Source organism: Arthrobacter sp. 05N428_2 (assembly GCF_056397065.1).
Window position 1 is genome coordinate 19,246 of sequence record NZ_JBFTMR010000001.1, and the last position, 13,689, is coordinate 32,934.

Annotated in this window: 14 protein-coding genes; 10 read left to right on the forward strand and 4 right to left on the reverse strand. The window is 68.1% G+C overall.

Annotated features, from left to right (window positions below):
* Nucleotides 1–50 precede the first annotated feature (50 nt).
* From AC1DGI_RS00105 to AC1DGI_RS00120, 4 genes are all read right to left on the reverse strand, one after another.
* Nucleotides 51–2,108, reverse strand: a complete 2,058-nt coding sequence (locus tag AC1DGI_RS00105; RefSeq protein WP_441402246.1) for a PTS fructose transporter subunit IIABC — start codon at nucleotides 2,106–2,108, stop codon at nucleotides 51–53.
* 2 nt (nucleotides 2,109–2,110) lie between these two features.
* Complete coding sequence (locus AC1DGI_RS00110) at nucleotides 2,111–3,100, reverse strand: 1-phosphofructokinase family hexose kinase (RefSeq protein WP_476897304.1); 990 nt, start codon at nucleotides 3,098–3,100, stop codon at nucleotides 2,111–2,113.
* Nucleotides 3,097–3,924, reverse strand: a complete 828-nt coding sequence (locus AC1DGI_RS00115; protein WP_476897305.1) for a DeoR/GlpR family DNA-binding transcription regulator — start codon at nucleotides 3,922–3,924, stop codon at nucleotides 3,097–3,099. The genes AC1DGI_RS00110 and AC1DGI_RS00115 overlap by 4 nt, the downstream gene beginning before the upstream one ends.
* 599 nt (nucleotides 3,925–4,523) lie before the next feature.
* Entirely contained in the window at nucleotides 4,524–4,787 is a 264-nt protein-coding gene (locus AC1DGI_RS00120; protein WP_441401771.1) for a DUF6458 family protein, read from the reverse strand.
* A 227-nt stretch (nucleotides 4,788–5,014) separates the two neighbouring features.
* Between AC1DGI_RS00120 and AC1DGI_RS00125 the strand changes: the two genes are divergently transcribed.
* The 10 genes from AC1DGI_RS00125 (at nucleotide 5,015) to AC1DGI_RS00170 (ending at nucleotide 13,666) form a co-directional block, all read left to right on the forward strand.
* On the forward strand, nucleotides 5,015–5,632 hold the full coding sequence (locus AC1DGI_RS00125) for an alpha/beta hydrolase (protein ID WP_476897306.1): 618 nt from the start codon (nucleotides 5,015–5,017) through the stop codon (nucleotides 5,630–5,632).
* Nucleotides 5,633–5,799: 167 nt separating this feature from the next.
* A complete protein-coding gene (locus AC1DGI_RS00130) occupies nucleotides 5,800–6,039 on the forward strand; it encodes a hypothetical protein (RefSeq protein ID WP_476897307.1) in 240 nt (79 codons plus the stop codon).
* 102 nt (nucleotides 6,040–6,141) lie between these two features.
* Entirely contained in the window at nucleotides 6,142–6,873 is a 732-nt protein-coding gene (locus AC1DGI_RS00135; protein ID WP_476897308.1) for an HAD family hydrolase, read from the forward strand.
* An 89-nt stretch (nucleotides 6,874–6,962) separates the two neighbouring features.
* Nucleotides 6,963–9,296 carry a glycoside hydrolase family 65 protein gene (locus AC1DGI_RS00140; RefSeq protein WP_476897309.1) on the forward strand — a complete coding sequence of 778 codons (2,334 nt, stop codon included), beginning with the start codon at nucleotides 6,963–6,965 and terminating at the stop codon, nucleotides 9,294–9,296.
* Between the two features lie 108 nt (nucleotides 9,297–9,404).
* On the forward strand, nucleotides 9,405–9,731 hold the full coding sequence (locus AC1DGI_RS00145; protein ID WP_476897511.1) for a YciI family protein: 327 nt from the start codon (nucleotides 9,405–9,407) through the stop codon (nucleotides 9,729–9,731).
* On the forward strand, nucleotides 9,713–11,119 hold the full coding sequence (locus AC1DGI_RS00150; RefSeq protein ID WP_476897310.1) for an RNA polymerase sigma factor: 1,407 nt from the start codon (nucleotides 9,713–9,715) through the stop codon (nucleotides 11,117–11,119). Before AC1DGI_RS00145 ends, AC1DGI_RS00150 begins: the two co-directional genes overlap by 19 nt.
* A complete protein-coding gene (locus tag AC1DGI_RS00155; RefSeq protein ID WP_441400256.1) occupies nucleotides 11,116–11,454 on the forward strand; it encodes a YciI family protein in 339 nt (112 codons plus the stop codon). Before AC1DGI_RS00150 ends, AC1DGI_RS00155 begins: the two co-directional genes overlap by 4 nt.
* Before the next feature lie 61 nt (nucleotides 11,455–11,515).
* Entirely contained in the window at nucleotides 11,516–11,959 is a 444-nt protein-coding gene (locus tag AC1DGI_RS00160) for a YdeI/OmpD-associated family protein (protein ID WP_441400258.1), read from the forward strand.
* A 125-nt stretch (nucleotides 11,960–12,084) separates the two neighbouring features.
* On the forward strand, nucleotides 12,085–12,933 hold the full coding sequence (locus AC1DGI_RS00165) for a hypothetical protein (RefSeq protein WP_476897512.1): 849 nt from the start codon (nucleotides 12,085–12,087) through the stop codon (nucleotides 12,931–12,933).
* Entirely contained in the window at nucleotides 12,917–13,666 is a 750-nt protein-coding gene (locus AC1DGI_RS00170; RefSeq protein ID WP_441400260.1) for a LamB/YcsF family protein, read from the forward strand. The genes AC1DGI_RS00165 and AC1DGI_RS00170 overlap by 17 nt, the downstream gene beginning before the upstream one ends.
* Nucleotides 13,667–13,689 lie beyond the last annotated feature (23 nt).

A 13,689-nucleotide genomic window follows, 5' to 3' on the forward strand; every position in this document is an offset into this window, starting at 1 on the left:
CTTGAATTCAGCTTTGGATGATCAGCTTGGAAGGTCTGTCGCGGACCGGCTCAGACGGTTACGGGAACCGGTTCAACCGTATCAACGGTCTTCTTGACTGCCCAGCGCTTGAGCGCGATCACCGACAGGGCCGTGATCACGGTGCCCACGGCGATCGCGACGACGAACATCAGGAAGTTGTCGATCGCGAAGAAGACGAAGAGCCCGCCGTGCGGTGCCTTGGACCCGACGCCGGCCGCCATCGAGATGGCGCCGGTGACCGCACCGCCGAGCATGCTGGCGGGGATGACGCGCAGCGGGTCGGCGGCGGCGAAGGGGATGGCACCTTCGGAGATGAAGGAGGCTCCCAGCAACCAAGCGGCTTTGCCGTTTTCACGTTCGGCCAGGCTGAAGCGCTGCTTGTCCAGCACCGTCGAGGCGAGGGCCATCGCCAGCGGCGGGACCATGCCGGCAGCCATGACCGCGGCCATGATCTGCCATGGCGCCTGGTTGTCCATGCTGGCGGCGCCCAGGCCTGCGACGGCGAAGGAGTAGGCGACCTTGTTGACCGGGCCACCGAGGTCGAAGCACATCATCAGGCCCAGGATCACACCGAGGGCGATCGCGCTGGCGCCGGTGAGGCCGGACAACCAGGTGTTCAGACCCTTGGTGATGGCAACGATCGGTCCGCCCAGGATGATGAACATCAGGCCGGAGGCGACCAACGAGGCCAGCAGCGGGATGATAACCACCGGCATCAGACCGCGCAGCCAACGGGCCACCTGGAGCCGGCCGATCACGAGGGCGATGTAGCCAGCGAGCAGACCGCCGACGATGCCGCCCAGGAAGCCGGCGCCCATGAAGCCCGCGACGGCGCCGGCGACGAAGCCCGGTGCGATGCCCGGCCGGTCGGCGATGCCGTAGGCGATGTAGCCGGCCAGCGCCGGTACCAGGAAGCCCAGCGACAGCGCGCCGATCTTGAACAGCACGGCACCGAGGTAGGCGCCGAGCGGACCCCAGGCGTTGTCCGGAAACTCGGTGGGCAGGTTGAAGAGGCTGTTCTGGACCACGATGTTGTCCGCGTACTTGGTGATCAGGTAGCCGCCCATGAGGAAGCCGAGGGCGATCAGCAAGCCGCCGCCGGCGACGAACGGGATCATGTAACTGACGCCGGTGAGCAACGCCTTCTTAAGCTTCTGGCCGATGTGCTCGCCCTTTTCCTCGGCGTCGTGCTGGGCCTGTTCCTCGGCGCCGAAGTGCGGCACACGCCGGGCGTTGGGATTGTCGGCCGCGGCGAGGGCCTCCTGGACCATCTTCTCCGGCTCGTCGATGCCCCGCTTGACCGGGGCGTTGATGACCGGCTTGCCGGCGAACCGCTCCTTGCCGCGCACATCGACGTCGACGGCGAAGATGACGGCGTCGGCCGCGGCGATCACGGCCGGGTCCAGGGCCTTCGCTCCGGAGGAACCCTGGGTCTCCACTTGCAGGTCGACGCCCATTTCCTTGGCCGCCGCCACGAGGGAGTCGGCCGCCATGTAGGTGTGGGCGATGCCCGTGGGGCAGGCGGTGACGGCGACGAGCCGCTTCGTGCGCGGGGCGCCGGCTCCCGCGGCTGTAGCGCCGGCGGTGACCGGCGCGGCCGGCACGCTGGCTTCGGCCGGGGTGGCAGCGGCGGGTTTGTCAGCCAGGGCGGCTTCGACCAGTTCCACGACTTCGGCCTGCGACGATGCGGCCCGCAGGGCTCCGGTGAAGTCCTTTTTGATCAGGGAGCGGGCCAGCCTGGACAGCAGCTTGAGGTGCTCCTGGTCCGCGCCCTCAGGTGCGGCGATGAAGAATACCAGATCCGCCGGGCCGTCCTTGGCGCCGAAGTCGACCGGCTGGGACAGTCGGGCCATGGCCAGCGTCGGCTCCAGGACCGCCGTCGAGCGGCAATGCGGGATCGCGATGCCGCCCGGTACGCCGGTGGCGGTCTTCGACTCGCGGGCGAAGGCGTCGGCGAAGAGCCCCTCGACTTCGGTGGCGCGTCCGTTGGCCGCAACTCTGCCTGCCAGGTGCCGGATCACGTCTTCGGGCGAATTGCCCAGATTCTGGTCGAGCTCGACCAGTTCGGTAGTAATGAGCTGGGTCACTGTCAATCCTTCTTCAGGGCCGTGATGGTAACGGCATCGGGCGTAGTTTGGTGAACTGCCGGGACGGTGGAGCCCGGCAAGGAGGCAGCGGCGGCACCATGGGCCACCGCCTGACGCAGACAATCGGCCGGGGCGGCGCCCTGGTCGGAGGCGAGCAGGTAGCCGGCCAGCGAGGAATCGCCCGCGCCGACCGTGCTGACCGCCTTGACCGGCGGGTGCGTGGCCAGCCACGCGCCGTCGGCCGTTACAAGGACCGCACCCCTGGAACCGAGGGTGGCGAGTACGGCACCCACTCCGGAACGCACGACGGCGGCGGCGGCTGCCGCGGCAGCCTCCGGATCGGCTTCGAGTTCCTCGGCGGATTTGTTCGTGGCGAATCCGGCTGCGGCAGCCAGTTCCGCCAGTTCCTCGGCATTGGGTTTGAGTAGATCCGGTTTCCCGAGGGCGTCCCCGGAGATCGCGGCGGCGAGCGGTTCACCGGATGAGTCGACGGCGATGAGGGGTGTCTCGGTGCCGTCGTCGTGCAAGGAGCGCAGCCGCCGGGTGACGGTGGCGTAGAAGTCGGTCGGGACCCCCGGTGGGAGCGAGCCGGCCAGGACCACCCAGCTGGCGCCGCGGGCGGATTCCAGCAGCAGCTCGATCAGGGCTTCCTGCTGCTCGGCGCTCAGGACCGGGCCGGGCTCGTTGATCTTGGTGGTGACGCCGCCGGGCTCCGTCAGCGCCACGTTGCTGCGCAGCGCCTCGCCGATGGGCAGCGCCGCGAACGGCACGTCGGTGTCCCGCAGCCCCGCGAGGACGGGATCGGCTTCGCCGCCCGGCAGGACCGCCAGGGTCTTCAGCCCGGAGGCCACGAGGGCGCGGGAGACGTTGACGCCCTTGCCGCCGGACTCCTGCCGGAYGGAAACAGCGCGCTGGACCTCCCCTCGGAGCAGCGGGCCGGGCAGTGCCACGGTGCGGTCCAGGCTGGGATTGGCGGTGAGGGTGACGATCATACGACCACCACCTCCACTCCCGCGTCCGCGAGGGCCGCGGTGAGGGCCGGGCTGGGATTCGTGTCTGTGATCACGGTGTCCAGATCTTTCAGGGAGGCGAACTGGACCAGCGTTTCCGTGTCCAGCTTGGAGGCATCAGCCAGCACCACAATGCGGCGCGCTGAATGGACGAAGGCTGCCTTGACGGCCGCTTCTTCAGGATCGGGAGTGCTCAGCCCGAAGGCCGCGGAAATACCGTTGGTGCCGATGAACGCGATGTCGGGCCGGATCCGACGGGCGGCTTCCACCGTGGACTGCCCGACGGCGGCCTGGGTCAGGCCGCGGACCTTGCCGCCGAGCAGGTGCAGGGAGATGCCCGACTCACCGGACAGCTTCGCCGCGATGGGCAGCGCGTGGGTGATGACGACGAGTTCGACCTCGCCCGGGACACCGGCGCCCGCGGCTCCGGTGCCGGCTGCTCCTGTGCCCGCCGTCCGGGCGGCGAGCATTTCCGCGAGGGCCTCAGTGGTGGAACCGGCGTCGATCAGGACGCTTCCGGACCGGCCTTGCGGGATGAGCGCGAGGGCCGCTTCGGCGATCCGGGTCTTCTCGGATTGCCGCTGCACCGTGCGCTCGAGGATGCTTTCTTCCGTCGTGCTGAAGCGTTCCGGCGACACGGCGCCCCCATGGACCCGGCGGACGGTGCCGGCGATCTCAAGGGCGGCCAGGTCGCGGCGGACGGTTTCGGTGGTGATGCTGAAACGCTCGGCGAGGTCCGTGACACTGGCACGGCCGCTGGCGGCGACGAGCTCAACGATCAGTTGCTGGCGTTCCTCTGCGAACACGTGCCCTCCATTGCGACGGTTGGTTCAGTGGTGCTACTGCGATTGGTGCTGTGATGCTGCTGAGTCGGGTGCTGCAATCCCGGCTCCGGTGCTGCGAGGCGTCGGTGACGCCGATCACATCGAAGTGGAATTGATTGACTTTATCTTTGTTCGTGTGGCTTTGTCAACGAAAAGCAACAAGAACGCAGAAAGATTTTCCGTGGCGCGGGGGTCATGTCCGTTCCTGGTGCCGCGGGCTTGGGGACATGCGCAGTGCTGATCGGGCGCGGGGGACATGTCCGGTGCTGATCGGGCGCGGGGGACATGTCCGGTGCTCCGCCTGGACTCGGGGCATGTCCAGTGGGGGAGAGTCCCTGGGTGGGACATGCCCAGTCTTCGGGCCGAAGGGTGGGCATTTCGGGCGTATGTACATCCGCCGGGCCGAGGACTGGACATGCCCAGTTTTCGGGCCAGGGGTGGGACGTGCCCGCTCGTTGCTTGGCGCCCGCCACGTCCGCAAGTGCTTGGAGCGCGCCGGGTTAAACGGCTGACGCCGGGCCCGACCTTTACGGTCCGGCCCGGCGTCAGGTCGGCTGGCTGGCGCGTGCTGCGCCTCGGGATCAGATCCCGGCGTCGCGGCTTTCATTGCGGGTGATGGTTTCGCCGGTGTTGGGGTCGATAACGGAGCGGGTTTCGCTGACGCGGCGGGTGCGGCTGCGGCCGGGGGAGGCCAGGATCAGGGACGCGATCAGTCCAATTACGCCGACGACCATGAGGATGTAGCCAATCATGGTCTGGTCGACATTCGGGATCAACCCGGGCGTGATGGCCCAGGCAAGGATGGCGCCGAGGGCGATAAGGAAAATGGAGGAACCGATTCTCATGACTTGCTCCTTGATGTCCGGGGGACCGATAGGTATTGCTAAGCATGCTGTCCACCGTCACGCTACAGCCCGGTACATGTCGTTTCAACGATTTCGGCGCAGGCCCGCCGTAAATTCACTCCGTTGTGACCTAGTTCGGCCGCACCGCCCAGCGTCCGGAGGGTTTTTGGGCGCGGGCGGCGGCCGGCGGCCGGGCGCCCCCGCCGAGCGATGGCTAGGCTAGCCCCATGGAGACCGTCGTCTGGTCGAAGCCGGAGACCGAGCGGACCGGCACGCCGCTGCTGGTGATGCTGCACGGCTACGGCACGGACGAGACTCGCATGGCGCAACTGTTCGGCGCCCTGCCGCCCGAGTTCACCTGCGCCTCGCTTCGCGGGCCCAAGGTGATCGGCGACCACTACGGCTGGTTCCTGCTGGACTACTTTCTCACCCACGATTTTGCGGACGTCGTCTCCGCCACGAATGCGGTGTTCAACTGGATCGAGGGGGCCAAGGCACGGCACAGCAGCGTCAGCCTGTTCGGCTACTCCCAGGGCATGGCGATGGCGAGCACACTGCTACGGCTGCGGCCGGAAGGGTTTCGCGCGGTGGTCGGGCTGTCCGGATTCGTGCTGGATAACGAACTGCTGGCGATGAGCGAGTCGTTCGACGTGCGGCCCCCGTTCTTCTGGGGACGCGATAAGCAGGATGTCGTGATCAACGACGCCGCCACCGCGCACACCGCGGAATGGCTGCACCGGAACACGCAACTGACAGCGCGCAGCTACCCCGGCATGGGCCATTCGATCTCTGCGGCGGAACTGGTCGACGTGGGCGCTTTCTTGCGCCACTATGTGCTGCGCTGAATGGCATCCGACGCCGGCCTCGCCCCGAGGCCGAGCCCAAGCCGCCGGACCTAGCCAGGAAGCAGCGCGGCCCCTTGCGCACCGAATTTGTAAGCGCTTACACTTTATTTTGGCCAATTTGATCGGCCCACTACTGCAGGGGGAAGAAAGGTCCAGGCCCGTGTCGCATGGCTAAGGCTCCCCGCACGACCCTCCCGGACGCTCCCGCCTTCCCGGCAGTCCACCCGTTCCCCGGCCTTACCGTGATTGCGCAGCGTGGCGATCAGGGCCTGTTCGCTGCCGTCCAGGCGAGCGACAGACCCCACCGCACGGAGTTTGCGCTGCTCCCCGGCCGCCAGTCGCTGCTCCCCGCCCGCCAGCCGGTCGAAATCACGACGCCGAAGCGCGGGAGGACCCGCCGACGCTGATGCCGGCCGCCCCCGAACAACGCCCGCCGCCCCGGCGCTGTTCCGCGGAGCCCTTGACCGCCCAAGAATGTCCACGCCACCGTCTGAAAGGACATCTGATCCATGACCGAGAATTTGAGCGGCGCCCCGCTCGCCGGCGCGTCCGCCATCCTGTTCGACCTCGACGGCGTACTGACCCCCACCGCCATCGTGCACGAGCGCGCCTGGCAGGAACTCTTCGACGGCTTCCTTGAGGGGGTGCCCGGGGCGGCGCATTACCGCGAGAGCGACTACTTCGACCACATCGACGGCAAGCCCCGCTTCGACGGCGTCCGCGACTTCCTGGCCTCGCGCGGCATTGTGCTGCCCGAGGGCCCGGCGGATGACGATCCAGCCCACGACACCGTCCACGGCCTCGGCAACCGCAAGAACAAGGTTTTCAACGACATTGTCGCGGCCGGCGGCGTCAAGCCCTATGAAGGTTCCGTCCGCTTCATTGAGGCCGCGCTCACGCGCGGCCTCAAGCTCGCCGTCGTCTCCTCCTCTCGGAATGCCGTCCCGGTGCTCAAGGCCGCCGGACTCTCGGACTATTTCCCGGTGGTGGTCGACGGCATCGTCGCCGTGGCCGAAGGCCTTCCCGGTAAGCCGAGCCCGGCCACCTACCAGTACGCGGCACGTCTGCTTGGGCTTCCCAGCGAAGAATGCATCGTCGTCGAAGATGCAGTGTCCGGTGTCCAGGCTGGAAGCGCGGGGAGCTTCCACTCGGTCATCGGCGTGGATCGCGGCGCCGGCCGGGCGACCCTGCTCGACGCCGGCGCCACGATCGTGGTCAACGATCTGGCCGAACTGCTCTAGCCGGCCGCCCGGCCGTCGGCCACACGGCCGCCGGGCCACCAAACCGCACCACCCGTCCGCACAACCATCACTGCCAAAGGACCCCAACCATGGCACTCATCACTTCGGACCGCGCCAGGTTCCCCAATGATCCCTGGAAGCTCGTGGAAACCGTCCACCTGCCGGGCAACGCCGGAGCCCTGGAAACACTTTTCAGCCTCGGCAATGGCCACCTCGGCATCCGGGGCGCGCACTGGGCGGCCGCCGACGCCGAGCTTCCGGGCAGCTTCATCAACGGCTTCCACGAGATCTGGGACATCAAGCACGCCGAAAACGCCTATGGCTTCGCCCGCACGGGCCAACGCATCCTGTACGTTCCGGACGCCAACAACTTTGTCGTGGTGGTCGACGGCGAGCTGCTCACCCTGGCGGAGTCCACGGTTTTGGACTACCGGCGCAGTGTGGACTTCGCCACGGGCGTGTACGAATGCCGGATCGTCTGGCAGTGCCGCTCCGGCGCCGCCGTGACCACCACGGAACGCCGCGCGGTGGGGTACGAGGCCCGCGGGGCCCTCGGCATCTCCCTGGAACTTGCGGCCGACCGCGATATCTCCGCCGACGTGACCTCAGCGGTGGTCAACCGGCAGGACCAGCCGGCGGGGGACCACTCCGCCCATGACCCGCGCCGCGCCGGCCGGCACGCCGGACGCGTGCTGCTCCCGGTGCGGCTCGACGGCGGTGACGGCTCGCTCCGGCTGTCGTGGGAGGCCGCCGAGTCCAAGCAGCGGCTCGGCATGGCGGTGGACCACTGGACCTCCGCCGGCGTCCAGCCGTTCGACACCCTGATCGACCAGGACGACAGCAGCGTCCGGTACGTCCTCGCCATCAGCGCGGACGCACCGTTCGTGCTGGAGAAAAGCGTCAGCTACGCGGTGGGATGGTCCGCGGACGAAGACCTCGCCGACACCGCCGAGGCCGCCCTGCTTCCGGTGGCCGCGATCTTCGCCCAGAGCCACGCACACTACCGCGCCTACTGGACCACCAGCGACATCGTGGTGGGCGGCCAGGCCGAACTGCAGCAGGCCGTCCGCTGGAACCTTTTCCAGCTGGCGCAGGCCACTGCCTGCGCCGACGTCGCCGGGATCCCGGCCAAGGGCGTGTCCGGCTCCGGTTACGACGGACACTACTTCTGGGACCAGGAGGTGTACCTGCTGCCATACCTGACGTACACCAGTCCCGGGAACGCCCGCCAGGTCCTTGAATTCCGCCATGCACTGCTTCCCGAAGCCAGGGTCCGCGCCAAGGAGCTCAGCGTGGACGGCGCCCTGTTCCCCTGGCGCACCATCAACGGCCTGGAGGCCAGCGCCTACTACGCCGCCGGCACCGCGCAGTTCCACATCGCCGCAGCGGTCGCCTTCGCCACGAACCGCTACAACTGGGCTACCGGGGACACGGAGTTCAAGGAGACCCTGGGCGCCGAGTTGCTGATCGAGACGGCGCGGATGTGGGCCTCGCTGGGCTTCTTCGGCAAGGACGGGCTGTTCCACATCCACGGCGTCACCGGCCCGGACGAGTACACCGCCGTCGTCAATGACAACCTGTACACCAACGTCATGGCCCGCTTTAATCTGCGGGCCGCGGCGGCGCTGGACCATCCGGCGATCGACGACGCCGAGCGGGAGCTGTGGGGGCAGGCCGCGAACCGGATGCAGCTGCCCTACGACGAGGACCTCCAGGTCTACTCGCAGGACAACGACTTCATGACCCTCGAGCCGTGGGACTGGGACACGCCGCGGTCCAAATACCCGCTGTTGCTGAACTTCCACCCGCTCGTGATCTACCGGCACCAGGTCCTCAAGCAGGCTGACACGGTCCTGGCGATGTTTCTGCTCTGGCAGGACTTCAGCGCCGAGGAGAAACGCCGTGCCTTCGACTTCTACGACCCGATCACGACCGGTGACTCCACCCTGTCGGCCTGTGTGCAGGGCATCATGGCCGCGGAAGTGGGCCACAGCAACGCCGCGCTGGAGCACTTCATCCACGCCCTGTACATCGACCTGGACGACACGCACGGCAATACGATCGACGGCGTGCACATCGCCTCCGCCGGCGGGGTCTGGAGCGCGCTGGTCAGCGGATTCGCAGGGCTCCGGGACCAAGGCGAAGTTCCTTATTTCGATCCGCGGCTGCCCGCCGACTGGGGTTCCCTGGACTTTCACCTGATGCTCCGGGGCGGGTTGCTGCACGTAGAACTGGACCGCGCGGCACTCCGCCTGACCCTCAGCGGCGCTGCCCCGGCGGAGGTCGATGTGCGCGGTGAACGGTTTACCGTCGGCAGCGAACCGGTGAACGTGCCGCTGCACGAGGTCGTCAGCCCGCCGCCCACGGTGTTCCCCAGCGGGCCGCCGACGTCGTCGATCCCGGTGATCCGCGTGGTGAACTGAGCGGCGGTCCGGCTCGTCCCGGAATCAATTCCCGCCACATGTCCTTTTGGCGACATCCCGACCGTCGTACAGGTGTAGCAACCCCAAGAAGGAGTCATCGTGGAATACATGCTTTTCATCTGCAACGATCCCGCAGCGCCGGAATATGTGGCCGCCGAAGATAACATCGGGGAATGGGCGGCCGAGATGGAATCGCGCGGCGTCGCCCGTCACGGCGACCGGTTGCGTCCGGTCGAGGACGCCACCACAGTCACCGTGCGCGGCGGCGAGGTGGTGGTCTCGGACGGGCCGTTTGCGGAGACGAAGGAGTGGATCGCGGGCTATGACGTTATCGCATGCGCGGATCTCGACGAGGCCATCGAAGTGGCGTCGAAACACCCGATGGCACGGTTCGGCAAGATCGAGATCAGGCCCGTATGGCCGCTCGGGCTGTAGCCGCCCGGCCGGAGCGCGACGCTGATGATGCCAGGACTGACGGCTTGGAACCGGGGCTGACAGGGGCGCGGGCCGCCCTCGAGGCTGCCTCCGTCAGTGAAACCGCGCTCCTCACGGCCACCCTGATCCGCATCACCGGCGACTGGGCCCTGGCCGAGGACTGTGTCCAGGATGCGTTTGCTCGCGCCCTCGTCGACTGGCCGGAGCGGGGAGTCCCCAGGAATCCGGGGGCGTGGCTGACAACCGTGGCCAAGAACCGGGCGATCGACCGGATGCGGAGTGCGGCCAGTGAAAAGAGGGCGGTCCGGGACCTGGCGGTTCTTGCCGAGCTCGAGGTGGCGGCAACCGAGGGCGGCAGCGATCCGGCGGCCGACGACGACCGGCTGCGGCTGATCCACACCTGTTGCCACCCGGCCCTGCCGCTCGAAGCCAGGGTGGCATTAACGCTGCGCACGGTCGCGGGGCTGACGACGGCTGAGATCGCACGGGCGTTCCTGGTCTCGGAGGCCACCATGTCGAAAAGGCTGGTCCGGGCCCGGGCCAAGATACGGAACGCCGGAATACCGTACCGGGTGCCGCCGCCCGAGCTAATCCACGAGCGCACCAGCGGGATACTGGCCGTGCTCTACCTCATGTTCAACGAGGGCTATTCGGCCACCGGCGGGGACGCATTGGGCCGCGAACCCCTTGTCCGGGAAGCGATCCGCCTCACCCGCCTGCTGGCTGCGCTGCTGGAGGGCGCCCCGCAAGAACCCGAGGCTTTGGGCCTCCTGGCGCTCATGCTGTTCCACCACGCCAGGCGCAGGACACGCACCGACGCCGCCGGGGACCTGGTGACGTTGGAGGATCAGGACCGCGGATCCTGGGACCGGGCGGCGACGGCGGAGGCGGTGGCGCTGCTGGCCGCTGCCGATCGGGTTGGCGTGGCCCGCCGGACCGGGCCCGGGAGCTACCGTGTCCAGGCCGCCATCGCCGAGTGCCACATGACGGCCCCCGATGCCGGGAGTACCGACTACGCACGAGTGGCGCTGCTGTACGAGGAGCTTGCGCGGATTGCCCCGTCCCCGGTCGTTGAGCTCAACCGCGCCGTCGCCGTCGCCATGTCCCAAGGACCGGCGGCGGGGCTCGACCTCATCGACCGGCTGGACCAGGCACGTTCGCTCGAGGGGTACTACCTCGTGCCGGCCGCGAAAGCTGACCTCCTGCGCCGCCTCGGCAGAAGGACAGAGGCCAGCCGGGAGTATCAGCGGGCCCGGGACCTCGCACCTTCCGAGGCGGAACGCCGCTACCTCAGCAGACGCCTGGCTGAAACCAGCACAGGGCCTGCGCAGCCATTTGAATCCGACCCGACCAAGCGCCCGGCTGCCGCCGGGAAGGAGAGAAAATGAAACACCTCTTGCTCATCCAAAACAACGTTGAGACCTGGAACGAACTCCCAACGTCCGAGATCGAGGCCATTATGCGGGCCCACGCTGCCGTGCAGCAGGAACTCCGGGCGACCGGAGAGTTTGTCGAGGCCCATGAGCTCGGCGAAGAAGCCAAATTCGTACGAAATAACTCCGGTACTTACAGCGTGACCGACGGTCCGTTCATAGAGACGAAGGAAATCGTCGCCGGGTATTACATTGTCGACTGCGCGGACATGGGCCGCGCCGTGGAAATCGCCGCCAAGTTCGGAGAGGCGAGGCTGTGGCCGATCGAGGTACGCCGAATCGACCCCTGACCTAAGCTGGTCGACGCCGTGCGTCCCGACGTCGACCGCGGGCGGGAGGCATACTGTGAACATGAAATTCACAACGACCATCCAGGGCAGCGATACCAAGGCGGGCATCGAGGTCCCGGAGGAGATCGTCCGTGCACTCGGTGCCGGCCGGCGCCCACCGGTGGTCGTGACCATCAACGGGCGAAGCTACCGCAGCAGCATCGCGGTGATGGGCGGCCAGAACATGGTGGGGGTCAGCGCGGCCAACCGCGAACTGACCGGCACCGCCGCCGGGGACACTGTGGAGGTGGACATCGCCTTGGACACGCTGCCGCGGGTCATCGACGTCCCCGAGGACCTCGCCGCCGCCCTGGACGCGGAACCCCAGGCGAAGGCCTTCTACGCGACGCTGAATTACAGCGCCCAGCGGCGCTACGTCGAGCCGATCGCAGACGCCAAAACGGCAGAAACCCGATCCCGCCGGATCGCCAAGATCGTCACCGACCTCAAGGCCGGCAAGAAGTAGCCCAGGCTTTGGCGGTTGCCGGCGGTTGCCGGGGAAGGGGCCGCCCGGGCGGCCGGTTTGTGTCGTGGCCTAGTGTTAAGGGCGGACGAAAGTTCAGCACCCTTATGATTCACGGAGAGGCGATGATGGCCAAGCGCAGCAACCCGGCAATGAGAATTGCCCAGAAGACCGCCCACAGCGCAATGTTCGACGCCGACGGCAAGCCCAAACCGGGCGTCCACAACATGCTTCTGCGCGCGGTGGAAATCCAGCGGCCGCTGGTCCTCGCGAACCTGCGCCGGCTGCAACGGAAGCACCCGCACGCCACCGCGGCGCAACTCGCCGCCATCCTGGAACGCAACTACCTAGCGGCGGTCACCGGCGGCGGCGCCCTCGTCGGCGGCTCCGCAGTCATCCCCGGTGTCGGCACCGTGGCCGCCCTGGGCCTCTCAGCCGCGGCGACTGTCGGCTTCCTGGAGGCCACCGCCCTGTACGCAACCTCGCTCGCGGAACTCCATGGCGTCCGGATGGTCGATCCCGAGAGAGCCAGCACCCTGGTCATGGCCATCATGCTCGGCGAGGAAGGCACCGCGCTGCTGAGTTCCCTCAGCGGCCAAGCGGCCGGCCGGGGCTCCGGGCCCACGCAGGCCTGGGGCACGCTGTTCGCGCGCCGGGGCCCGCTGATCGGCTTCGGCTCCGTGCGGCAGCGGATCCAGCACGCCTTCCTGCGAAACCTGCTCAAGCGCCAGGGCACCGCTTTGCTGGGCCGGGCGCTGCCGTTCGGCATCGGCGCGGTGGTCGGCGGCGTCGGCAACCGGATAATGGGGCGCGCCGTCATCGACAACGCCAAGGAAGCCTTCGGCGACCTGCCGGAAACCATCCCCGGGGAGCTGACGTCCGGCACGGCCGGCGAAGCCGCTGGGGCGGACGCGGACCGGGCGATCCCGGCGGGGAACCCGGCACCGAAAGGCGGTACCTATGGATCTGAACGCTGACCTTGGGGAGTCCTTCGGCTCCTGGACCATGGGCGATGACGCGGCGATGTTCCCGCTCGTCACCAGCGCCAGCGTGGCCTGCGGTGTGCACGGCGGTGACCCCGTCACCATGCTCGACACCTGCCGCGGCGCCTACGAATTCGACGTCAAGGTCGGCGCCCACCTGGGCTACCCCGACCTGGGCGGCTTCGGCCTCCGGGCCATGGACATGACCTTCGACGACTTGTTCGGGTCGGTCCTTTACCAGCTCGGGGCGCTCGACGGCGTGGCCCACGCCGTGGGTGCCTCGGTGGACTACGTCAAGCTGCACGGCGGCCTCTACGACCGCACGGTGCACGACGCCGAACAGGCTTCGGCCGTCGTCGCCGCTGTCCAGGCCTACGACCCGGGACTGCCGATCCTAGGCCTGGAGGGCTCGGTCCTGCTGGCTCTCGCCCGGGAGGCCGGCCATCCCGTATTCCATGAGGCGTTCGCCGACCGCGCCTACCTCCCGGACGGCACTCTGGTGCCCCGGCTGGAGGAAGAATCGGTGATCGAGGACCCCGACGAGATCGTCGAACGGGCGCTCCGCCTGGCCCTCAAAGGCGAAGTCCTAGCCGTTGACGGAACCGTCGTCAGGCTCACGCCCCATTCGCTGTGCCTGCACGGCGACACCCCCGGTGCGGTGGCCGCGGCCACCGCCGTCCGCGCCGCGCTGGAGCAGGCCGGGGTGGAGTTGGAGTCTTTCGCCTAGCAACACCCCGGCCGGACCACGCG